Source organism: Parendozoicomonas sp. Alg238-R29 (assembly GCF_947331445.1).
GTDB lineage: Bacteria > Pseudomonadota > Gammaproteobacteria > Pseudomonadales > Endozoicomonadaceae > Sansalvadorimonas.
The window spans coordinates 1-22,774 of the sequence record NZ_CAMZOG010000034.1 but is presented as its reverse complement, the minus strand read 5'-3'; the positions used below and the strand labels follow the sequence as shown (position 1 = coordinate 22,774).

Below are 22,774 nucleotides of genomic sequence, written 5' to 3'. Positions count from 1 at the left end.
CACAGCAGATTTCCATGCGCACCAGCCAATACTATCTACCGACTCTAAAAGAGACTCCTGCCGACGCTGTTGTTGTCAGCCACCAGCTGATGCTTCGCGCGGGAATGATCCGCAAACTTGCTTCCGGCCTTTATACCTGGCTTCCTGCAGGTAAGCGTGTACTGAATAAAGTTGAACGCATTGTTCGTGAAGAAATGGACCGGTCCGGCGCACTCGAAAGCTGGATGCCGGTGAGCGCTCCCGCTGAACTATGGCAGGAAAGCGGCCGCTGGGAAGACTACGGCCCCGAACTGCTGCGCTTCAAAGATCGCCATAACCGTGACTTCGTTATGGGCCCAACCCACGAAGAAGTATTCACCGATATGATTCGCGGAGAACTGACCAGCTACAAACAGTTACCAGTAAACCTGTACCAGATTCAGACTAAATTCCGCGATGAAATCCGCCCACGTTTTGGCCTGATGCGCTCCCGTGAATTCCTGATGAAGGATGCTTACTCCTTCCACGTTTCTCAGGAATGTTTGGCAAACGAATACGAAAACATGCACAGCACCTACTGCCGCATTTTCGATCGCCTGGGTCTGGATTACCGCCCTGTAGAAGCAGACACTGGCTCTATCGGTGGTACCGGCTCCCACGAATTCCATGTTCTGGCCGATTCCGGTGAAGACGATATCGCCTTCAGTGACAGCAGTAATTTCGCAGCCAATATTGAAAAGGCTGAAGCACTGGCACCAGAAGGCGATCGCCCTGCCCCATCTGAAGAGATGAAGCGAATTCCAACACCAAACGCTAAAACCATCGCGGAACTGGTTGAACAGTTTGACCTGCCTATCGAAAAGACAGTTAAGACCCTGATCGTTAAGGCTGATGAAGAGAGCGAGCACGAGCTGATTGCCTTGATGGTTCGTGGTGACCACGAACTCAACGAAATCAAAGCTGAGCACCTGCCTGAAGTTGCTGCTCCTCTGGAAATGGCATCTGATGCAGAAGTTAAAGCCGCTATCGGCGCGAGCTTTGGTTCTCTTGGCCCTGTTGGCCTGGAAATCCCTTGCATTGTTGACCGCACTGTTGCCAAGATGACTGACTTTGGTGCGGGCGCTAACAGCGATGGCGAGCACTTCTTCGGTATTAACTGGGATCGTGACGCCACCTTTACCCGTGTTGAAGATATCCGCAATATTGTGGAAGGTGACCCAAGCCCATGCGGCAAGGGCAAGCTATTTATTAAGCGCGGCATTGAAGTAGGCCATATCTTCCAGCTGGGCAAAAAGTACAGTGAAGCCATGAAGGCCTCTGTTCTTGATCAGAACGGCAAAGATGCCACCATGTTTATGGGCTGCTACGGTATCGGGGTTAGCCGGATTGTGGCCTCTGCCATTGAACAGAACCACGATGACCGCGGCATCATCTGGCCTGACGCTATTGCACCGTTCCAGATTGCTCTGGTGCCTCTCAAGATTGAAAAGTCTGAAGCTGTTCGTGAAACGACCGAAAAACTCTATAACGAACTGGAAGAAGCCGGTTACGACGTAATCATGGATGACCGTAAAGCCAGCCCAGGTGTAAAATTTGCCGATATGGAACTGGTGGGCATTCCTCACCGCGTGGTTATCAGTGACCGTGGTTTGAAAGAAGGCACACTGGAATACAAGAACCGCCGTGAAGGTGAAAACGTAGCCATCTCTGTAAACGACATTGTTGCCGAACTGAAAAACAGGGTTAAGCTCTGATCATTGCAGCAACTGTTAAATACCGACAGGCTTTGTGCCTGTCGGTATTCCTTTCTTTTTTGTTTTTCCTTCCCAACCTTTTTGCCAGAGCACCCGCCATTGATGAAGAGATGCGCGTTTATCTGGAAGAAACAATAGCTGACGCTGGAAGCTTTGAAGACCCGTATACAGCCGAAGTCTGGCTAGTTGATATGTCCTTACGGCTGGAGCGATACATAAAAGATCCGGAAGAAAGGCTCGACCTTCTCAGGACAGTTCATCGAGAAGCCAACCGTGTTGGACTTCAACCCGAACTGGTGCTTGCTGTGATTCATACGGAAAGCACATTTAACCGTTTCGCAGTTTCATCTGTTGGTGCCCAAGGGTTAATGCAAATTATGCCATTCTGGCGTAAAGAGCTGGGGCGGATTGATGACAACCTTATCGAGCTGGAAACCAATATCCGTTACGGCACAACTATTCTCAGCTACTACCTGAAACGGGAAAAAGGGAACCTCTCCCGGGCACTGGCTCGCTACAACGGCAGTTTGGGAAAAACCTGGTATCCGGAAAGAGTCATGACCCGTTGGGAAAAATACTGGCTGGTTAATTAAAACTAGCCTGTGGTAAAACCAGACAACTCTCCACACTCAGCCTCTTCGACAGAAACCTTATCCACAACCGCCAACGGTGGACCTTCATAAAGCCAGTCGTTTAACTCAACAACTGCTCTTTCTTCACCGCACATCATGATTTCCACACTGCCATCGACGCAGTTTTTGGCCCAGCCTTTTACACCAAGTTGTTCTGCCCGCTGTTTAGTGGATGCCCGAAACCAGACACCTTGTACTTTCCCCTGTACCTGTGCCTTTCTGCATATTTTCGCCATAGATTTGCCCGGATCCTGCACTATTAGTGAGATTGCAGCTTCGTTATAGCCTGCTGCAGGCTGTCCTTCGTCTGAGGGCCCAGCAAACGCTCCTGCATTTCACCCTTAGCATTCAAAATATATGTAGCAGGCAATACCGGAGGGCGTTCCAGCTTTAGCAATTGAACCCTGTCCACAGCAACAACCGGGAATTGAATATCCAGCATGGCCACTTTTGAAGCCAGTTCAGTTCTGGACTCTGCGCCATCGAAATCCACACCCCACACACGTATTTTATTGTCACTCCTGGCCAGCTCATTCAGATCTGGAATTTCTTCCCGGCAGGGATCACACCAGATGGCCCAGTAATTCACCACCAGCCAGGACTCCTTATCTTCCAGAGATAAAGGATTTCCCTGAAAATCGGTGAGACCGGGCTTATCGCTACAACCACTTAGCACTAACATCATGCCAAACAAGCAGCAGGTAATATGCGATTTCAAGCTCATGATTACTGGCTCTCCCGGCCTGAAAGCACAGCATCCAGAGAACCAGACAATGAGTTATCCCGCTCACGATTCAAACGTTGTAGAGAACCAACAACATTCTGAAACCAATCGGGTTGCTGAGACAGATTCAGCTGATCCAGCTCCTCAGCGGAAGGCAAAGGCCAGGGGCTGCGGGCAACAACAGAAGCCAAAGAAATAGTTTGAAATGAATGAGCGGGAACCAGAGCTCCATGACTGTTACGACCAAGTACGCCTTCTTGAGTCAGCCAGGACGTCACCTGTTCCCAATGTCGTTGACCAACCGGCCAGCCTTCATCCTGAACCTGTTCCAGCATCGTAGTTTCTCCCCGTGCAAACCTTTGATGAAAGACCGCAAGGATAGCTACCATTGCCAGAATCGGGGAAAACTCTCCGCCTTCTCTGCTTCTGGGCTCCCCCAACGCATGAACCAACTCGGCGCCGAGCAACACCAGAAGCCAGCTTAAAAAGAGCCACAGCAGGAAAACAGGCACTGCTGCAAAAGCGCCATAGATAAATTCGTAGGTAGGTGACAGTGTCAGAAACAGAGCAAACCCTGACTTTGCCAACTCAAAAAGCAGGGCAACGGTTACACCACCGGCCAAAGCAAAACGGAACTGCACTCTGCGATTAGGCACTGTCAGATACAACAGGGTAAAGGCCAGTGAACTCATAAAGATTGGCATCAATTGCAGCAAAATACCCTTTACGCCAAGGATTGTTGTAGCCTGATCCACCAACCGAATCGTCGCCAGATAAGAACTGGCAGCAAACCCCAATCCCAGCAGCATTGGCCCCAGGCTCAGAATTGCCCAGTACAGCAGAAAACTGGTAACAACCCTGCGGTCACCACTGGTATGAAAAATACTGTTGATGGCGTGGTCTATAGTTCGCAGCATCATTAATGCCGTTACCAGAAGAAAGCCCATACCAACAATGGTCAGGTTACGAGCCTGGGTGGAAAACGACGTTAGCCATTTGCTAACCGTTTCCCCAGCAGAAGGGACAAAGTTAGAGAATATAAAATTCTGTAACTGCTCTCCTATCCCTTGAAACGAAGGAAAGGAGGCCAGCATACTGTAGGTCACAGTGACTAACGGCACGATTGCAAAAAGCGTGGTGTACGTCAGCGCGGCAGCATGATTCATACAGCCATCTTCCAGAAAGCGGCTCAGAGTCATCGCAACAATCCTGCGGACATGATTCGCTTTTTGGATAAATGTTTCGCCTGTAAAAAACCGGGGAAGATGCACGCTCATTATCGGTATACCCTTACCTGCCATCTGGATAGAATACACACACTGCTTTTACTTAAAAACCCAATAAACCATTACGGGGGCAGATCATGGCTGCAGTTACTATTTATCACAACCCGCGCTGTTCCAAATCACGCCAGACCCTTCAGCTTTTGCAGGAAAAAGGAGTTGAACCTGAAATTGTTCTTTATCTTGAGAACACACCATCAACGGAGGCTCTGGCTGAAGTCATAAACACTCTCGAAATATCTGTCCGCGAACTCATTCGTACCGGTGAAAGCGCCTACAAAGAAAGCAACCTGAAAGATGCCAGCCTTTCCGACCAACAGCTTCTTGAAGCCATGATTGAAAACCCGAAGCTGATTCAACGCCCAATCGTGCTAACTAATGGTCAAGCACGTATCGGTCGTCCGCCTGAATCAGTACTGGAGATTCTGTAATGTCACAGTGTGAGCAGCCATATATTCTTGTGCTGTATTACAGTCGACACGGTGCAACCAGGGATCTGGCCCTGAACATAACGCAGGGTGTTGAAAGTGTAACGGGCATGGCTGCAAGAATAAGAACGGTTCCTGCCGTTTCTGCTGTGTGCGAAGCAACAAAGGAGAGCATTCCCAGTGAAGGCGCCGTTTATTGTACAGAAGATGATTTGCGCAACTGCAGCGGTTTAATCATCGGCAGTCCAACACGTTTTGGCAATATGGCAGCACCGTTAAAGTACTTTCTTGATGGCACAACCAACCTCTGGCTGACCGGTGCATTAATCAATAAACCTGCTGCGGTGTTTACTTCCACCGCCAGCCTTCATGGTGGCCAGGAAAGTACATTACTGTCTATGCAAATCCCTCTTCTCCACCACGGCATGATAATTTGCGGATTGCCTTATTCAGAGCCTGCTTTAACGCATACAACAACAGGTGGCACACCTTATGGAGCCAGCCATGTTGCCGGGCAGAACAATCAACCACTGTCTGATAATGAAAAACAACTCTGTATGGCACTGGGTAAACGTGTCGCGAATCTGGCTATCAAACTGGAACAATAACAAATGAGTTCACCTGCAGTAACTTTGGGGCCGAAAGCAAAAATCTGTTGGCAAGTGTCAGTGGTTCTTTATGTATTGCTGTTGGCAACTATCTCGCTGGAGCATTGGGTTCTGGCCCCACCAGCGGTTGATTCACCATGGCTGATCTGGAGCTTTCGCATGGTGCCACTGCTTATGTTTGCGCCTGCATTATTTACAAAACACGGGAGAGGTGTTGCCTGGCTCGGGTTTGTTGTGCTGTTTTACTTCACGACAGGCGTTGTTAATGGCTGGGCCCACCAGAGTTGGGTTGGATGGTTGATGGCAGGGGAATCGCTGGCCTTATTTACCAGCTCTATCTTTTTTGTGCGTTGGTATTTTCAGGGGAAGTGATTTCAGCGGAAATGAAAAAGGCTGCTCATTATGAGCAGCCTTTCGATTTAAAAAGATAACTGTTACAAATTAGTCTCTTCCTCGGCACTACCATTATCACCACTGAAATTACTTTCACCAATCACAGCGGTAAGAGCGCTCAATTCAATAGCCTCTGAGCCTTGCGATAACGTAGATACAAGTATCTCAACCGGCACTGTGGAACCAGAGGTATCCCTATCAATATCCCTCATAGCACCCAGCAGCAAAACTGCTGCGTCATCTCCACCTGTCATTACAGGCTCCTCACTACGAGATTGGGGAACATAGGCAGCTGCAAGCTGGTCTTCATCACCATCAAATGGCTCATCAGTCAGTTCATCATTGTAATAAGCTGCATCCCAACCACCTGCCGGTTTGAACATTCTCATGCGAGAAACGTCGCCAGCACTTGAATCCAGGTTACTTTCATTGTTCATTTCAAGTCTGTGCTGAAGGCCCCACAAGTTTGCCTCCGCCTGCTTCAGCTTTTTATTTGCTGAAGAACGATTCTTGCTTGCAATGCTAGTTAGCAAATCAGACAGTTTATTAACCAACTGATCAGGCAGCTGCTTTCCACGGAAGATTTTCGTCTCCTTCAGACGAGTCACAAACTTCATAACTTTGGCAAAGAGCTTTTCCGTTCTGGTCTTGTGCTCCTGGCAGTCAAAAACTTTCCCTTTAGCGCCATTGAGCAGCATCTCAGCACGTTGACCCATGAACTTATTGTCCAGGCGGTTCTCGAGATCCATGACCGCAGACATTCTCTTATCATCTTCAAAGTATGTTCCGTAGCGGCCAGCGTCTACCAGCGCTGCACGGGGATAAGCCCCCTCTTGATACTTATACTTTCCTTTATGTGCAGCTTTCATCTCTTCCCTTCTTTCACTTTCAGTCGCACCACCTTTCCACTGACCAATACCTTCCTGACGATCTGCTTCATGTTTCTCAATACTTTCCAAAAGCCTGTCACGCCTATACTCAGCTTTAATTTCAGGTTTTGCACCACTTGCAGGGTCTTTTGGTGTCGCCACCCAATTTCCATCTTCAAACTGGGTAAAATTAAATCTGTCCGGGTGATCAGATGGATTCAATGCTTGCTTCAACTTCACCCCCTGATCGTCTCTGCGGGTCTTCAAGTGCACGTCCTTATACCCACCTTTTGGAGCAGCATGCTGCTGATGCTTTCTCTTGGAATTTTCCAGAAGTTTTTCTGACACCTTGGGAGCCGTGGGAACAGAAACATTTGCCGTATGAGATTTTCCCTCTAAGTGGGCTTGCTGCTCTGCAGGAGGCAGCTTTTGCTCACCTTTCCTTTCAGCAATAGCCATGGACTTGTATTTACCCCGGCGAACGAGTTGATCTGCCTTTTCGTATATAGCTTTACCAAGTTGAATGAGAGTGCCTGTACCTTCTAATTTCATGGTGAAACCTCCGTGTGTACCATGTATTTTCTGACCGGACATATCTTTGCCCGTGACCACAACAATACGTGGATGGTTCCCGCCGGTCTGTTAGACAAAAGCATGAACCCAAAACCCATATTGCTATGGCAAGGCTCTCTTGAGAGGTTCAGGGGAGGCAATTCAATACTCGAAAGCGCCGAACTGCAACGTACCACCTGTCTCGGCCAGAGATATTCCTTACCTCTCACCTTAGAAGGTTTTGTACTGAGAGCCGCTATTTAGAGAGGAAACACACAGAGAATGACCCGAAAACCTTTATTACAGGACTTCGGTAAAAGAATCAGGCAAGTTTCTGACAAAAAAGGGCTACAAAAGACCTACCAGCCCATCACTTCCTTCACAAAAGGAATGCTGAGTTTCCGTTTTGCCCGCAGGCTGGCACCATCAAGCTGAGCCAGAACATCAAACAGACTCTGCATGGTACGGGGGCTGCGATTAAGGATAAAACGGGCGACTTCTTCCGAAAGATCGAGGCCTCGGAGGTGGGCTCGTAAACGCAAGGTCATAACTTTATCGTGATCGTCGAGAGGCTGAACCTGGAAAACCAGCCCCCAGGATAAACGCGATACTAAATCAGGAAGCTGAATTTCAAGCTGGCGGGGAGAGCAATTCGCCGCAACAAGAAGGCGTTTGCCACGCTCACGGAGCTCATTGAAAAGAGTGAAAATAGCCTCTTCCCAATGACGATCACCGGCTATGGCCTCAATACTATCCAGACAGACAAGATCAAGAGCATCATACCCTTCCAGAACACGGGGAGGATAATCGACCATTTCATCCATTGGGAGATAGGCGGAGCGAAACCCCAGGCGATCTGTCTGGTGGCAGGCAGCCTGTAATAAATGACTGCATCCGGCTCCCGAAGGGCCATATAAATAGAGGAAGGATTCCGGAGTTATACCATCGACACACTTTTCCAGATCCATCATGTTCACCAGGGAATCATTAGGACCGGGATAGTAATTGGCGAAGGTGGCGTCATCCCTCAACTGCACACTAAGCGGTAATTGCAACGGCTGACTCATGTATCCGCTATGAATCGACGGTTTTGGCAGGTGACAACCATATCACGACTCCTCACTGGCATGATACAGGTGACTGCCCTTATAGTTGCCGTGAAGGTGCACAAGAAGCACCATAATCACAGCTGCAACGGGTAAAGCCAGCAAAATTCCGGTAAAACCGAACAATTGACCACCAGCCATAATAGCGAAAATCACTGCTACTGGGTGCAGGCCAATCTTGTCTCCCACCAGCAACGGTGTGAAAACCATTCCTTCCAGAGCCTGACCAATAATAAAAACGACAATGACTCCACCTATAGGGAGCCAGCTATCAAACTGAAATACGGCCATCACCAGCGCAATGCCAATACCAACAATAAAACCCATATAAGGAACAATGCTCGCCAAGCCAGCAACCAAACCAATCAGCAAAGCGAACTGCAGCCCGACAATCCAAAGGCCAACGCCATAAGTTATACCCAGAAGCATCATAACCATCAGTTGCCCTTTAAGGAAAGCTGCCAGAACTTCATCGCACTCCCGAGAAAGAGTCATAACAGTGGGGGCCAGATTTCGAGGGATCAGATGACTCACATTTTCCGTTAAACGATCCCAATCCCGAAGAAGGTAAAAAGTTACCACTGGCACCAGAAACAGATTGGCCAAAAAAGCACCCATCGCCTTGGTTGAACCACCAATAGCTTCAGTCAGGTTTTTCAGGAGATCACCAGTTCTCTGCCATTCACCAGATAGCCTGGCGCTTAACTCTTTAAGGTTGAACAGTTCCGCGCTGATATCAATATACTCAGCCAGCCATGGTACAAAAACCGTTTGCAGCCACTGCCCTAAAGCCGGCAACAGCTCGATAACGTGGCGAATCTGCTTGATGGCCCCGGGAACCAATACCAACAAGGTAAGGGCAAAGATCAGGATAACGCCAAAAAACACCACGCAAACCGCACTCGTTCTTCCCAGCCCCAGTTTTTCCAAACGGTCAGCAAGAGGGTCACCGAGATAAGCCAGAATCATAGACACAAGAAAAGGTGTCAGTACTGGCCCCAGCAGATAAATCAAAACACCTGCGACAACCACAACACCAAGTATGAAACTGCGCTGAGCTACCGTCATACTGCTGGCTGATGACAGTTCTACATCAGAGTTATCAGTCATCCCTTTCTTCAACCTCCAGTAAAGTTCAGTTATTGATACCAGCGGTAGTCAAAATCAGACAGCCACTGCATCGCATTAACTTCCTGCCCAACGCCATCCTGTATTGATGGTGAGGATGCAACCAACTTGCGCTCCAGATCAATAATGGCTCTCAACTGCTCCATAGAACCATCAATGGTGACTTCCAGAAGAACTTTACTTCCGCTGACATGAATCGGCATTACCTGACGAACAGCGGTCAAATCTTCGAAATAACGAATTAGATTGGCATAAATGGAAACCGTATCAATGCCATCAACAGAAATCCGCACCGGGCGCCCTGGAGAACCATCAGCGGTCACAGCATAATAGCCAGCCATTTGGCCAGCGACAGTCGAAAGTAAACGTTCGGCCAGTTCTTCTGGCGCAATATCCCGGAAGTCAGAACTTATAGTTTGCCTTTGAAAAAGAAACAGCGAGCGTGCGTTAAATAACCCCTCGCCTGCCATCGAAGGCCAAACCCGAACAGCGAGAACGGTATTTACCCCATAACGCTTTGAGGCCTGCTGAATAGGATCAGCAAAAAGCCCCCACAAATCCGAAACAGCCAGAGCCCCAGCATCTTCAAAATCCATTAACGGATAAATCAGCGGAACCCCCCACTCATTGGACGCATAATCCAGGCTATCCCGAATAACGGAGAATTGACTGCCGCCAACAATTTCCCGGTGCCCTGCCTGCTCACGTGTTATCCAGACAAGGACAGGAGGTCGACCAGCCCCCCAGATAGCCAGCCCTTTTTTCCTGAGCAGATCATTCAACGCCACTTCATTAAAACTCACCTGCAACAAATAACGCTGCCAGGGCTGTTTTCGATCGACTTCCGGCTGTTCCCGGTAGTTGAATTGACTAACCAGATTACCCGCCTGCTCGCGAATATCTGTAAACTCACTCACAGAGGATACCTGCGCCCGACCAGTTACCCGTTGAAGAACAATATCCAAGCCTCGTTGAAAACCTGCCTGCCGACTGGCATCACTCTGATCAGTAACGGGAATCCAGGCCTCGTAAAAACGCCCTCCCTGACCACTCGCCGCCTGGATCTGCCCACCCCAAAGAGTGAGGAGAAGGACACTGAGCAGCCCCATCAATCTGCCGTAGCGCCCAACTGTTTTTTGCGAAGTATGTTGATTCTGGAGGCACATATCTCTCCAGTGAAGAAACCATCTCCGGTAAAGAAGCATTGTCATTACGTCTTCAGGCCATCCCGGTAATCATGAAAATCAAACAGTTATTATCAACCATTTATTATCAGCCATTGTGCCATAAGTTAGCCCTCGGGTATGACCACTGATACAACATCTGCTGTGTAATACACCGAAAGCTCTCCTATAGATAGCCGAAATCCCTTGCGGCTGATACAATCCTGCGCCAGCTCATCACCCAAAATCCCACTTTTCTTCGTGAGTCAGCATTTAAAAATGACCGAGAATAAAGGATCGCTCAGTTACCGTGACGCAGGTGTCGATATCGATGCCGGTAACGCCCTCGTGGATCGCATCAAGCATGTTGCAAAACGTACCCGTCGCCCGGAAGTTATGGCAGGTCTCGGAGGTTTTGGAGCACTCTGTCAAATTCCCAAAGGTTACAATGAACCCGTTCTGGTATCCGGCACCGATGGTGTAGGCACCAAGCTGAAACTGGCTATGGACCTTAATCGTCACGACACCATTGGCATCGATCTTGTTGCCATGTGTGTGAACGATTTGATTGTATGCGGAGCAGAACCTCTGTTCTTCCTCGACTATTATGCCACCGGCCACCTGAATGTAGATGTAGCCGCCAGTGTTGTTGCCGGAATCGGCAATGGCTGCGAAATGTCCGGCTGCGCTCTGGTTGGTGGAGAAACCGCAGAAATGCCCGGAATGTATCAAGGCGAAGATTACGACCTGGCCGGTTTCTGTGTGGGTGTTGTCGAGAAAGAACAGATTATCGATGGCAGCAAAGTTCAGGCCGGCGACACTCTGATTGGCCTGGCATCCAGCGGTGCACATTCCAACGGTTACTCCCTGATTCGCAAGATTCTGGAAGTGAATGAAACCGCCCTGGATGAAGAACTGGATGGTAAACCTCTGGCAGACCTGCTGATGGAACCAACCCGCATTTACGTTAAGCCAATGCTGGAACTTATTAATAAAGGCCTGGTTAACGCCATGAGCCATATTACCGGCGGCGGTTTGCTGGAAAACATTCCACGGGTTCTTCCAGACAATACCAAAGCTATGATTGATACCAACAGCTGGGAAGTTCCTGCCTTGTTCAAGTGGCTGCAACAAGGTGGCAATGTCGAACAGAAAGAAATGTACCGCACTCTGAACTGCGGCGTTGGTATGGTTGTTGCCGTTCCTGCTGAGGAAAAGCAACAAGCTATTGACCTGCTCACAGCAGCTGGTGAAACAGCCTGGGAAATCGGCTCTATTGCTGAAGCAGCAGAAGACGAAGAACAGGTAGAACTGACCGGACTGTAATGACCAACTGAAATGACCAGCTCTGAAATAACCCGCTCTGAAATGGCCAGTAACCCTTCAGATCAAAACCTCAACGACGACCGCCTGCCGGTCGTCGTTCTGATTTCCGGTAGTGGCAGCAACCTGCAGGCGCTGATTGATACCCAGGAAGATATCGGCATTCGTATTGCCGCGGTTATCAGTAACAAACCCAGTGTTCTTGGTTTAAAGCGGGCGATGGAAGCGAGAATTCCAGCCGAAGCGTTAAACCACAAAGACTATGAAACCCGAGAGCAGTTTGATCAGGCTCTTATGGAACTGATTAACAGTTACAATCCGAAGCTTGTTGTTCTCGCCGGTTTTATGCGGATACTGACACCGGAATTCACTCGTTTTTACGAGCAACGCCTTCTCAACATTCACCCCTCCCTGCTCCCTAAATACAAAGGCCTTCATACCCATCGAAGAGCCTTGGAAGCTGGTGATGCTGAGCATGGTGTCACTGTGCACTTTGTAACCAGCGAGCTGGATGGCGGCCCTCCGGTTATCCAGGCACGCATTCCTGTACGCTCTGGCGATACAGAAGAAACCCTGCAAAAAAGAGTCTTGGTGCAGGAACATATCATCTATCCTGTAGCCGTTGGCTGGTTTGCCAGTGGTCGGCTATGCCTTAAAGAGAATAAGGCTCTGCTGGATAACGTTCCCCTGCCTGCCCAGGGATTTCAACATACGGTACTTTCAACACCTGAATGATGAAACTGACTCCTGTAAATCTGCGCTCCTGTATTACAGGAGTTATCGCCCCTGTACTATTTAGCGGGCTGATTATCGCCAGCGATGTTGATGCAGCCACTTCCAAAGCTGAGCTTTTTCCTTATGAAGCGAACTATAGTGCTAACCTGAGCGGTGTTCCTATCAATGGTAACGCCAAGCGTTCACTGATTCGTAACAATGACAATAGCTGGACCCTGTCATTCAAGGCAGACATGTTGATTTACAGTTTTGATGAAGAGTCCCGTTTCCGCTTCAACAATGGAAAGATTCAGCCTGAAGCCTATAACATGGAAAAAGGCGCTCTGGGTAAGAAGAAAACAGCCGCTGTTGATTTTGACTGGGGTAAAAAGTTTGCTCTCAGCAAAGAAAACAAAAAAAGCTGGAAGGTGACCCTTCAACCAAACGATCTAGACCGCATAAGTTATCAACAACAACTTCAATTTGATGTTGCCAGTGGCTTGAAAGAGTTCACCTACAACATCATTGATGAAGACGAACGAGATAACTACACCTTCAAAATTGATGGTGAAGAAACACTGGATACCCCCGTTGGCAAGCTGAACACTGTTCGCCTGAAAATGGTTCGCGACAACAATAAGCGCCAAACCTGGATCTGGCTGGCCAAAGACTGGAATGATCTTCTGATTAAGCTCAAGCAGACAGAGAAAGGAAAGGATTATATCGTTTCTCTGGAGAGTGCCACAGTCAACAGAAAAATTGTTCAGGGTGAAAAGGGTGAAAAGGGTGAAAAGGGTGAAAAGGGTGAAAAGGGTGAAAAGGGTGAAAAGGGTGAAAAGGCTGAGGTTAAAACCCAGTAACTCAAACTTTGCTTTTGTCGTACAATTCTTTTTATTTCCCCCGCTGCTTTCCAGAATATCTGTGAAGCGGCAGCTTTCTTTCCCATATACAAACCCGAGTGAGCATTTTATGCAACTTCTCCACACCATGATCCGCGTTGGCGACCTCGACCGCTCCATCGCTTTCTATACTGACATTCTCGGCATGAAACTGTTGCGCAAGTCCGTTAACGAAGAATACAAGTACACCCTTGCTTTTGTAGGTTACGGTGATGAATCCGATACGGCTGTGATTGAACTGACCTACAACTGGGGCACTGAAAGCTACGACCACGGTACTGCTTTTGGGCACCTTGCTATTGGCGCGGATGATATTTACGCCACCTGTGAAGACATCCGCAAAGCTGGCGGAAAGATCAGCCGCGAGCCTGGTCCTGTAAAAGGTGGCACGACCCATATTGCCTTCGTTGAAGATCCAGACGGTTACAAGGTTGAACTGATACAAATGAGTCAGGCAACTAAAGGTATCAAGGGCTAATTTAAAAAACTTTAACTTCAAAGGCGACAGTTAAACAACTGTCGCCTTTTTTATTCCTTTTTTTAACAATAAAAAACTCACCACAATTCAAAGTTAAATATTATTAACTGTGATTTAATGCTGGGTTAATACAATAAGTGCAATCGACTGAAGTTTCAGATGTGAGCCAGCTGCTGGTACATTTCGTAGCTCTCACACTCAGAAATGGAAGTCAGGAATGAATAAACAAACCCAACAGTACAAGCAGCTGACTCAAGGCCAACGATACCAGATTGAGGCCCTTCTTGGGACAACCCTCATGCAAAAAGAAATCGCTGCCAGAGTTGGTATCAGTGAGAGTGCCTTGTCTCGAGAATTGCGACGTAACGCCAGCTGTGATGGATACTGTGCCGAAACAGCACACGCCCTGGCGACCGAACGCCGGTCATCGGCTGCAACTGGAACTCTGCGTAAAGCACAACTCGAACGCATTCAAAACAGGTTTGAGCTGGCGATGAAGATGCACGGGGTTCGGGAGAGTTTTCAAAGAGTACAAATAGTAAAGAGAAAACCACGGCAATTATGGCGGCAATATGGGGGATTGGAATTATGGGGAGAATGAACCCTACAAAAGAACATCTCCAGACCTTTGCCGAGACCGTTCTCAACAGTCTCGACAAAGCGAACGACTGACATCTCTGTTTACAGAGAAGCAACCGTATTCAGAGACACTTCCATCATTTCATTGAAAGAGTTCTGACGGGCTTCTGCATCCAGAGCTTCACCAGTTCGGATATGATCGCTTACGGTGCAAATCGCAAGGCCGTTAGCGCCGAACTCGGCACACACGCCGTACAAGCCAGCGGCTTCCATCTCTACACCCAGAATATTGTACTTCTCCATCACATCAAACATGGAAGCATCAGGGTTGTAGAACAGGTCTGCGGAGAACAGGTTACCTACCTTAATGGAGACACCAGCTTCACGGGCAGACGCTACAGACTTCTCCAGCAGGTTGAAGTCACAGATAGCGGAAAAGTCATGATCCTTAAAGCGGATACGGTTAACCTTAGAATCAGTACAGGCACCCATGCCGATAACCACATCACGAACTTTTACATCGTGAGAAACCGCGCCACAGCTACCTACACGAATAAGGTTCTTCACGCCGTACTCGGTGATCAGCTCTTTGTAGTAGATGGAGGCAGACGGGATACCCATACCGGAACCCATCACGGAAATACGCTTACCTTTGTATTCACCAGTGAAGCCCAGCATGTTGCGAACGTTGGTCACTTCTTCAACATTCGTGAGAAACTTTTCTGCAATGTACTTCGCACGCAGCGGATCGCCAGGCAGCAGAACAGTTTCAGCAAAAGCGCCAGCAGGTGCATTAATATGGGGAGTTGCCATTGAAAATCCTCCAAAACCTGAGTCACTCCTCGACTCAGGTTAAGCATTTACTAACAAAACTATAGAGAAAAAAAAGACTCTGGTTACAGAATCTCTTTCAGAAAGCTCTTACCAAATTCCAACTTGGACAGGCTGAAGTGTTCAGCCAGCGTTTGCCCCATATCAGCAAAGGTTTCACGCCCGCCCAGATCAACAGCTTTTACACCGGGGCCTGAAAACAATAGCGGCACATGCTCGCGGGTATGATCAGAACCATGCCAGGTTGGATCACAGCCGTGGTCAGCAGTCATAACCAGCAAATCACCAGGCTGCAGTTTTTCCATCAGTTCAGGTAAACGGGCATCAAACTCTTCCAGCCCGGCCGCATAACCAGCCGTATCCCGACGGTGCCCCCAAGCCGAGTCAAAGTCGACAAAATTAGTGAACACCAACGTGTTGTCACTGGCACGATCAACTTCTTCCAAAGTTGTGTCGAATAATGCCTGCAGCCCCGTGGCTTTCACCTTACGGGTAATACCCTGGTGGGCAAAAATATCAGCAATTTTGCCAACGCTAACAACTTCGCCACCAGCTTTAACCAAACAATCCAGCAGGGTTGGTGCCGGAGGCAGAACAGAGAAATCGCGGCGGTTACCAGTACGGGCAAAATCTTCTGGGCCAGAACCAATAAACGGACGGGCGATAACACGACCAATATTGTATTCATCCAGCAGCTTGCGTGAAATTTCGCAAAGCTTATACAGGTTATCCAACCCATAGCTTTCTTCGTGGCAGGCAATCTGGAACACACTGTCGGCAGAGGTATACACAATCGGTTTGCCGGTGCGCATATGCTCTTCGCCCAGATCGGCGATAATAGTTGTACCGGATGCATGACAGTTACCCAATACGCCGGGAAGCTCCGCTTCCTCTATCAGCTTATCGAGAAACTTCTGAGGGAAGCTGTTCTCATGCTCGGTAAAATAACCCCACTCAAACAGAACCGGAACACCTGCCATTTCCCAGTGTCCACTGGGAGTGTCCTTGCCACTGGAAATCTCAGCAGCATACGCATAAGAGCCGGCAGTCGCTGGCAGTTCTGCCATGCCTTCGGCCCATTTCCCTGTGGAATTCTTATGTGCGTGGAGCAAGCCTAAACTGCTCAGATTCGGCAGTTTTAGCGGACCACTGCGCTCAATATCAGCACGTCCGGAAGCACATACTTCAGCAATGTGTCCGAGGGTATCGGAACCCACATCACCAAACTTTTCTGCATCACCCGCTGCGCCAATACCGAAAGAGTCCAGTACCAGAACAATCGCTCTTGGCATCTTTATTCTCCTGTTATGTCCGGAACCTTTGAATCATCAAAAGCTCCGGCGAGCCATTACTACACAGAGTAGCCTCAGGCCGTAATACGCTCATACACCGTCGGCAGTGCTTCCGGGCGCTTATCACTCAGAATCACAGCTTCACGCACCATGCGGGCAGCTTCGTTCCAAGCCTGCTCAGTGCTGGCATGAATCATAGCCAGCGGCTCACCCGCCGCAATGTTTTGACCAAGTGCGCAAACACCTGTCAGGCCAACACTGTAGTCCAGAGAGTCTGTTGGTGTACGGCGACCGCCGCCCATCGCAACAACAGCCAGCCCCAGCTCACGGGCATTCACTTCAGACACATAGCCTGTGATTTCTGTCAGTACCGGCTTGATAATGCTGGCTTTAGGAAGGTAATGATCATAACGCTGAACAAAATCTTCCGGACCACCCAGACCAGCAACCATACGTCCAAAGACGTCTGCAGCACGACCATTCTCAAGACAGGCCATCAACTTGTCGCGGGCCATTTCCAGATCGGGAGCCAGATTAGAAGACACCAGCAGCTCTGCACCCAGAGCAACGGTCACTTCCAACAGGCGAGGTGCACGGTATTCTCCGGTCAGGAAGCGAACAGCTTCTGCTACCTCAACAGCGTTACCAGCACTGGACGCGAGGCACTGACTCATATCAGTCAACAGAACAGTCGTTTTCACACCAGCACCAGTCGCTACTTTGGCGATGCTCTCACCAAGTTCACGGGACGCTTCGTAAGTAGGCATGAATGCGCCGCTACCTACTTTTACATCCATAACCAGAGAATCGAGACCTTCTGCCAGCTTCTTCGCAAGAATAGAAGCCGTAATCAGGTCGATGGATTCAACGGTCGCAGTTACATCGCGAATGGCATAAATGCGTTTGTCGGCAGGAGCAAGTTCGCCAGTCTGGCTCACAATAGCTACACCAGCTTCTTTAACAACCTTACGAAACTGCTCTTCATCAACACTGGTCTGGTAGCCGGGAATACTGTCCAGCTTGTCCAGAGTACCACCAGTGTGACCAAGTCCACGACCGGAAATCATGGGCACATAACCGCCACAGGCTGCGAGCATCGGGCCAAGCATTAAACTGACAACGTCGCCTACACCACCAGTAGAGTGCTTATCAACGATTGGGCCTTTCAGGCCTTCGTTATCCCAGTTCATTACGATACCGGAATCTCGCATGGCCTTGGTCAGGGAGATACGTTCATCCATTTCCATACCCTGGAAATAGGTCGCCATGGCAAAAGCACCAACCTGGCCTTCAGAAACCGTATCTTTGGTTACACCCTGAATAAAGTCATTAATCTCCTGCTCAGAAAGCTTGAGACCTTCACGTTTCTTACGGATGACTTCCTGGGGAAGAAACATATCAGTAACCCTCGGTGTCAACGTGATCTTTCTTCAAACCCAGAGTGTTCAGCAGGTTAGGCAGCAGGCTGCTGGCACCAAAACGGTAGTGAGAAGGGTTAATCCAGTCAGCACCCAGAATCTCAGCAGCAATATCCAGATGCTCTTTTGCGTCTTCTGCAGTTCGCACGCCACCAGCAGGCTTGAAGCCTACATTTTTACCGCTTTCCTTAATGGCAGTCAGCATAATGCGGGCTGCTTCAGGCGTTGCGTTTACAGCGACTTTACCTGTGGAGGTTTTGATGAAGTCTGCGCCAGCGTTAATGGAGATATCACTGGCCTTGCGAATCAGCGCTGGGGCTTTCAGCTCACCAGTTTCGATAATAACTTTTAACAGTGCGCGGTCACCACAAGCCTCTTTGGAAGCCTTAACCAAATCAAAACCAATCTGCTCATTCCCTTCAATCAGCGCACGGTAAGGGAATACTACGTCAACTTCGTCTGCACCCAGTTCAACAGCTTCTGCTGTTTCACGGCGAGCCAGTTCAACATCAGCTTTACCAGCCGGGAAGTTAGTCACTGTTGCCACTTTCACATTGGAAAGACCCAACTCTTTCAGGGTTTTCTGAGCAACAGGAACAAACTTTGGAAATACACAAACGGCCGCAGTATGACCAGCAGCCGTTTTGGAAGACTTACACAGAGCGATAATACGTTCCGCAGTGTCATCGTCGTTGAGGGACGTATTATCCATCAGTTGAAGAGCAAGTTTGCTACTGGAATTGAGATCGGACATAACCACTTCTCTCTTGTTTGCCAACACGCAGACAATAGCGGGCGAGACTGGCAGAAAAAGGTAAAACCGACAGAGTAACTTATTTTACAAAAGTTACTCTGTCGGTTTTTAAAGCTTTTATCGAAGCATCGAATTATAGCGCCAGAAACAGTCCAGCGATGGCAGCACTCATCAGATTAGACAGAGAACCAGCCAATACAGCTTTCAAACCCATGCGGGCAATATCGCCACGGCGACTTGGTGCCAGACTACCCAGACCACCCAGCAGGATCGCAATGGATGACAGGTTAGCAAAACCACACAAAGCAAAGGTAATAACCGCCTGAGTATGTGCAGACAATGTATCTTTAATACTTACAAAATCGATGTAAGCAATAAACTCGTTAAGCACCAGTTTTTGGCCGATCAGACTGCCAGCTTGCAAAATTTCATGGGTAGGAACACCAAGAATAAAGGCAATTGGAGAGAAGACATAACCCAGAATCATTTGCATGGACAGGTTCTCGATACCGAACCAGTTACCCATGCCACCCAGCATACCGTTAACCATGGCAATCAGTGCCACGAAAGCCAGCAGCATGGCACCAACGTTAGCCGCCAGTTTCATACCACTGGAAGCACCCTGCGCCGCCGCATCCAGAACGTTGGCAGGTTTTTCATCTGCATTTTCTGTCAGCTGATCTTGCTTGGAATCTGTGTTTTCATCAGTTTCCGGCTTAATCATTTTGGCCATCATCAGGCCACCAGGTGCCGCCATAAAGCTAGCCGCAACAAGGTATTTCAGCTCAACACCAAGCCCTGCATAACCAGCCAGTACCGAACCTGCTACAGAAGCCAGACCACCCACCATAATGGCAAACAGTTCAGACTGACTCATGTGCTTAATAAAAGGCTTTACGACCAGAGGAGCTTCAGTTTGACCAACAAAAACGTTGGCTGTAGCAGACAGGGATTCGGCACGGCTGGTACCCAGCATCTTGCGCAGCCCACCACCCAATAGCTTAACAACAAACTGCATGATGCCCAGGTAGTAGAGTACTGCTATCAAGGAAGAGAAGAAGACAATGATAGGAAGTACGTGCAGCGCAAAAATGAAGCCACCGGCACTGCCTGGATTACTTAGAGGTCCGAGAAGGAAGCCAATACCCTGGTTGGCATAGTTAATAACGTTTTGCACACCACCAGAAATAGTAACCAGAACATCCTGCCCAAAAGGAACATACAGAACAAATGCCCCCAGAGATGCCTGAATGGCAAAGGCTCCTCCCACAGTACGCCAATTAATAGCTTTGCGATTATCGGATAGCAGAAATGCTAACCCCATAAGACAGGCAACACCCAGAATACTAAAGCCGACTTGGGCCATGACAACACCCCTGATCCTTTCCGGATCTTTATAAATATCTGAAAGAACCCTGATACCGCGTTCAAGAGAACCTGAAAAAAACAGGTGAACAACGACAAAAAAACATGTATTAACTGTTCAAGATTCACACAATGAAACGAGGCCGCCATTGTCCACAAACAAATACGGACAACTTTTGATCTATATCAACCACGTCGCGTTTTGTTATGTCTAAACTGCAAAATTTTTTTGCTTATTTTTTTTGTAAAAAAAACCCCCACGACAAACGCCGAGGGGGTCTAAGTATCAGGTATCGCTCGCTCAACCTGCTGTTCCAGCATTTCAGAATCCCATTCTGAAATCACTGTCGACATAGGATTCACCCAAACCCTGAATGCCGTAGTAGCAGGTGACTTGCCGCCCTGAGCAGCAAGTGATGCAAATAGTAGGGCTTGGGCACACATTAGAAAAACGCTTTATTTTGTAAGGCCATTCATTTTTTTTGAACGCTGATAGAAACGCACATGATTCAAACAGAAACACTACAGATTGTTCAGGCCGTTGCGCACTTTGGCAATTTCACAACAGCAGCCAAGCATTTGCATAAAGTGCCATCAGCCATCAGTTACACCATCCGCAAAGTTGAAGATGAGCTGGGTGTCTCTCTATTCCTTCGAGATAGCCGCAGAGTAGAACTCACACCTGCAGGTGAACACTTTGTAAAACAGGGAGAAAAGATCCTCAGTGACTTGAGTGAACTGGCAAACTCAACCTGTCAGATCGCAACCGGTGTAGAGCCAGAACTCCACATCGTTCTCGACAACATTATCAACCAGGGGCCCGTTCAACTGCTCATGGAAGAATTCCGGCAGAAGTTTCCAGATACAACCCTCCACATAACCAACGAAGTGTATATGGGGTGTTGGGATGCTTTGTTTCACAACCGCTGCCAACTGGCAATTGGCGCCCCCGTGACAATCCCTGATGAAATCAGTGCCAATAACAAGTTTGGATGGCAAACAATGGGGCCTCTGGACTGGAAACTGGTTATGGCGCCTGACCACCCCCTAGCTTCGAGCAGTGACCAACCAGTAACTCTGAAAGAGCTCAATCATCACACAACGATTGTTGTTGAAGATTCTGCCCGTGTTCTGCATCACGGTGGCGATAGTTTAGCGAGCCATGGCCAGGTACTGGTTATGCCTAACTTCCGGCAAGCTCTCTACAGTGCAGTCAAAGGAACTGGTGTCACAATGGTTCCGATTCACTTTGCCGAACATTTACTCAGAGATGGGAAATTAATTACCCGTCCAATACCCGCGTTGGAATACAACCGTAAATGTCTGATGGCATGGAACAAAGACAATATGGGTGCCGCTTTGTCATGGTGCCTGAAATGGCTGGGCAAAGAACAAGATCTCACTCAGCTCTGGCTCAGCTGCCGAGAAGGAATGGCGGCTATAGATATTTCTTAAATAAAAGATACAACCCGCGCCCGGCAAGGAAAGCCGAGCGCAAAGAACAATACGATTCACAAACAGGCAATTATTAAGACATAAGCAAACGTGCAGCATCCACAACGATATTTATGGCGTGAGATTCCGTTTTCGCCATCAATTCAGCATCAGGAATTTCCTGCTGAGTACGATTTACAATAACACCAGCCACACAGCCTGCCTGCAACCCAAGTGCAGCACACATGGTCAGCAAAGTTGCAGATTCCATTTCATAGTTCAACACCCCCAACTGCTGCCACTCTTCCATAGAACCCTGATACTTGCGAATAACATAGCCACGCAAGGTGTCATAACGTTCCTGGCCAGGATAGAAAGTATCAGAAGAGGCGGTAATACCAGTGCGATACTCAACTCCACGGGTCTGAACAGCAGAAACCAGTGCCTGAGTACAGCCAAAGTCTGCAACCGCAGGGAACTCAAGGGGTGCAAAGTGCTGACTTGCACCATCCAGCCTTACAGAACCAGTGGTGACAATCACACTACCAACATTGATATCAGTTTGAATGGCGCCAGTCGTACCGACTCGCAGGAAAGTACGGATACCCAGCTGAGCTAGCTCTTCCACGGCAATAGACGTCGAAGGCCCACCAATGCCCGTTGAACAGATAATCACGGCCTTATCATTAATATAAGCCCGCCAGATTGTGTATTCACGCTGGCTGCATAGATGTTCAGGGCGATCCATTAAACGGGCGATCTTCTCAACTCTCTCAGGGTCGCCTGGCACAATAGCCAGCTCTGCACCCTGAAGATCCGCCTTAACTAAACCAAGATGAAAAACATCAGACATGGAGTACTCCTTAGCCTCTTCTGACGCATGAAATTCATACAATAGTAAGCCATTAGAAAAACAGAGTGCCACAAAACCTATTTTTTTTTGCAGCCAGCTTTCAGCAGGCAGTAAGCAAAAAAAAAAACCGACTTTTTAGGCTCTTTCGCAGGTTGGCTGATCATTTCTGAGCCTCCTGTCGAATTTTCAGATACAGATATTCAAGATCGTTATAG

24 protein-coding genes and 1 pseudogene are annotated in these 22,774 nt (G+C 48.5%); 11 read left to right on the top strand and 14 right to left on the bottom strand.

Annotation, left to right across the window (positions count from 1 at the left end; translation table 11 throughout):
• Nucleotides 1–14 precede the first annotated feature (14 nt).
• Together QMA35_RS10380 and QMA35_RS10375 are read left to right on the top strand one after the other, a co-directional pair.
• Nucleotides 15–1,733, top strand: a complete 1,719-nt coding sequence (locus QMA35_RS10380) for a proline--tRNA ligase (RefSeq protein ID WP_281647081.1) — start codon at nucleotides 15–17, stop codon at nucleotides 1,731–1,733.
• Nucleotides 1,734–1,792: 59 nt separating this feature from the next.
• Complete coding sequence (locus tag QMA35_RS10375) at nucleotides 1,793–2,326, top strand: lytic transglycosylase domain-containing protein (RefSeq protein WP_281647080.1); 534 nt, start codon at nucleotides 1,793–1,795, stop codon at nucleotides 2,324–2,326.
• Between the two features lie 2 nt (nucleotides 2,327–2,328).
• On the opposite strand, the gene QMA35_RS10370 is transcribed toward QMA35_RS10375, so the two are convergent.
• The 3 genes from QMA35_RS10370 to QMA35_RS10360 are packed head-to-tail and all read right to left on the bottom strand — an operon-like array spanning nucleotide 2,329 to nucleotide 4,366.
• On the bottom strand, nucleotides 2,329–2,601 hold the full coding sequence (locus tag QMA35_RS10370; RefSeq protein WP_281647079.1) for an acylphosphatase: 273 nt from the start codon (nucleotides 2,599–2,601) through the stop codon (nucleotides 2,329–2,331).
• A gap of 23 nt (nucleotides 2,602–2,624) precedes the next feature.
• Nucleotides 2,625–3,089, bottom strand: a complete 465-nt coding sequence (locus tag QMA35_RS10365) for a TlpA disulfide reductase family protein (protein WP_281647078.1) — start codon at nucleotides 3,087–3,089, stop codon at nucleotides 2,625–2,627.
• Between the two features lie 2 nt (nucleotides 3,090–3,091).
• Nucleotides 3,092–4,366 (bottom strand): YihY family inner membrane protein, encoded by a 1,275-nt coding sequence (locus tag QMA35_RS10360; protein WP_281647077.1) that lies wholly within the window; start codon nucleotides 4,364–4,366, stop codon nucleotides 3,092–3,094.
• Between the two features lie 86 nt (nucleotides 4,367–4,452).
• Between QMA35_RS10360 and arsC the strand changes: the two genes are divergently transcribed.
• From arsC to QMA35_RS10345, 3 genes are read left to right on the top strand one after another with little or no spacing between them, the layout of a single operon-like run.
• The gene (gene arsC, locus QMA35_RS10355) at nucleotides 4,453–4,803 is read left to right on the top strand and encodes an arsenate reductase (glutaredoxin) (protein ID WP_281647076.1); all 351 of its coding nucleotides are present in this window, start codon (nucleotides 4,453–4,455) and stop codon (nucleotides 4,801–4,803) included.
• Nucleotides 4,803–5,408, top strand: coding sequence for an NAD(P)H:quinone oxidoreductase (gene wrbA, locus QMA35_RS10350; RefSeq protein WP_281647075.1), 606 nt, complete (start codon nucleotides 4,803–4,805; stop codon nucleotides 5,406–5,408). The genes arsC and wrbA overlap by 1 nt, the downstream gene beginning before the upstream one ends.
• 3 nt (nucleotides 5,409–5,411) lie before the next feature.
• A complete protein-coding gene (locus QMA35_RS10345) occupies nucleotides 5,412–5,780 on the top strand; it encodes a DUF2069 domain-containing protein (protein ID WP_281647074.1) in 369 nt (122 codons plus the stop codon).
• Between the two features lie 62 nt (nucleotides 5,781–5,842).
• Here the strand turns inward: QMA35_RS10345 and QMA35_RS10340 are convergent, their stop codons facing one another.
• The 4 genes from QMA35_RS10340 to QMA35_RS10325 form a co-directional block, all read right to left on the bottom strand.
• A complete protein-coding gene (locus QMA35_RS10340) occupies nucleotides 5,843–7,222 on the bottom strand; it encodes a hypothetical protein (protein ID WP_281647073.1) in 1,380 nt (459 codons plus the stop codon).
• A 359-nt stretch (nucleotides 7,223–7,581) separates the two neighbouring features.
• Entirely contained in the window at nucleotides 7,582–8,289 is a 708-nt protein-coding gene (hda, locus tag QMA35_RS10335; RefSeq protein WP_281647072.1) for a DnaA inactivator Hda, read from the bottom strand.
• A gap of 42 nt (nucleotides 8,290–8,331) precedes the next feature.
• Nucleotides 8,332–9,438: an AI-2E family transporter gene (locus QMA35_RS10330; RefSeq protein ID WP_281647071.1), complete on the bottom strand. Its 1,107-nt coding sequence runs from the start codon at nucleotides 9,436–9,438 to the stop codon at nucleotides 8,332–8,334.
• A gap of 29 nt (nucleotides 9,439–9,467) precedes the next feature.
• The gene (locus QMA35_RS10325; RefSeq protein WP_281647070.1) at nucleotides 9,468–10,667 is read right to left on the bottom strand and encodes a DUF2066 domain-containing protein; all 1,200 of its coding nucleotides are present in this window, start codon (nucleotides 10,665–10,667) and stop codon (nucleotides 9,468–9,470) included.
• Nucleotides 10,668–10,898: 231 nt separating this feature from the next.
• On the opposite strand from QMA35_RS10325, the gene purM reads away from it, so the two are divergent.
• The 5 genes and pseudogenes from purM to QMA35_RS10300 all read left to right on the top strand — a co-directional run.
• On the top strand, nucleotides 10,899–11,945 hold the full coding sequence (purM, locus tag QMA35_RS10320; protein ID WP_281647069.1) for a phosphoribosylformylglycinamidine cyclo-ligase: 1,047 nt from the start codon (nucleotides 10,899–10,901) through the stop codon (nucleotides 11,943–11,945).
• Nucleotides 11,946–11,987: 42 nt separating this feature from the next.
• A complete protein-coding gene (purN, locus tag QMA35_RS10315; protein ID WP_281647099.1) occupies nucleotides 11,988–12,677 on the top strand; it encodes a phosphoribosylglycinamide formyltransferase in 690 nt (229 codons plus the stop codon).
• Nucleotides 12,674–13,516 (top strand): DUF3108 domain-containing protein, encoded by an 843-nt coding sequence (locus QMA35_RS10310; protein ID WP_281647068.1) that lies wholly within the window; start codon nucleotides 12,674–12,676, stop codon nucleotides 13,514–13,516. The genes purN and QMA35_RS10310 overlap by 4 nt, the downstream gene beginning before the upstream one ends.
• Before the next feature lie 109 nt (nucleotides 13,517–13,625).
• Complete coding sequence (gene gloA / locus QMA35_RS10305; RefSeq protein WP_281647067.1) at nucleotides 13,626–14,033, top strand: lactoylglutathione lyase; 408 nt, start codon at nucleotides 13,626–13,628, stop codon at nucleotides 14,031–14,033.
• A gap of 217 nt (nucleotides 14,034–14,250) precedes the next feature.
• Nucleotides 14,251–14,406, top strand: a pseudogene (locus QMA35_RS10300) (helix-turn-helix domain-containing protein); the annotation flags it as partial.
• 308 nt (nucleotides 14,407–14,714) lie between these two features.
• Here the strand turns inward: QMA35_RS10300 and deoD are convergent.
• The 6 genes from deoD to QMA35_RS10270 form a co-directional block, all read right to left on the bottom strand.
• Nucleotides 14,715–15,425 carry a purine-nucleoside phosphorylase gene (deoD, locus tag QMA35_RS10295; RefSeq protein WP_281647066.1) on the bottom strand — a complete coding sequence of 237 codons (711 nt, stop codon included), beginning with the start codon at nucleotides 15,423–15,425 and terminating at the stop codon, nucleotides 14,715–14,717.
• Nucleotides 15,426–15,508: 83 nt separating this feature from the next.
• Nucleotides 15,509–16,735: a phosphopentomutase gene (locus QMA35_RS10290; RefSeq protein WP_281647065.1), complete on the bottom strand. Its 1,227-nt coding sequence runs from the start codon at nucleotides 16,733–16,735 to the stop codon at nucleotides 15,509–15,511.
• A 74-nt stretch (nucleotides 16,736–16,809) separates the two neighbouring features.
• Nucleotides 16,810–18,132, bottom strand: coding sequence for a thymidine phosphorylase (gene deoA, locus QMA35_RS10285; protein ID WP_281647064.1), 1,323 nt, complete (start codon nucleotides 18,130–18,132; stop codon nucleotides 16,810–16,812).
• A 1-nt stretch (nucleotide 18,133) separates the two neighbouring features.
• Nucleotides 18,134–18,907 (bottom strand): deoxyribose-phosphate aldolase, encoded by a 774-nt coding sequence (gene deoC / locus QMA35_RS10280; protein WP_281647063.1) that lies wholly within the window; start codon nucleotides 18,905–18,907, stop codon nucleotides 18,134–18,136.
• A gap of 133 nt (nucleotides 18,908–19,040) precedes the next feature.
• Complete coding sequence (locus QMA35_RS10275) at nucleotides 19,041–20,273, bottom strand: NupC/NupG family nucleoside CNT transporter (protein ID WP_281647062.1); 1,233 nt, start codon at nucleotides 20,271–20,273, stop codon at nucleotides 19,041–19,043.
• 278 nt (nucleotides 20,274–20,551) lie between these two features.
• Nucleotides 20,552–20,716, bottom strand: a complete 165-nt coding sequence (locus tag QMA35_RS10270) for a hypothetical protein (RefSeq protein WP_281647061.1) — start codon at nucleotides 20,714–20,716, stop codon at nucleotides 20,552–20,554.
• A gap of 60 nt (nucleotides 20,717–20,776) precedes the next feature.
• Here QMA35_RS10270 and QMA35_RS10265 point away from each other — a divergent pair, with 60 nt between their 5' ends.
• A complete protein-coding gene (locus QMA35_RS10265; RefSeq protein WP_281647060.1) occupies nucleotides 20,777–21,727 on the top strand; it encodes a LysR substrate-binding domain-containing protein in 951 nt (316 codons plus the stop codon).
• 73 nt (nucleotides 21,728–21,800) lie between these two features.
• On the opposite strand, the gene udp is transcribed toward QMA35_RS10265, so the two are convergent.
• A complete protein-coding gene (udp, locus tag QMA35_RS10260) occupies nucleotides 21,801–22,559 on the bottom strand; it encodes a uridine phosphorylase (RefSeq protein ID WP_281647059.1) in 759 nt (252 codons plus the stop codon).
• Nucleotides 22,560–22,774 lie beyond the last annotated feature (215 nt).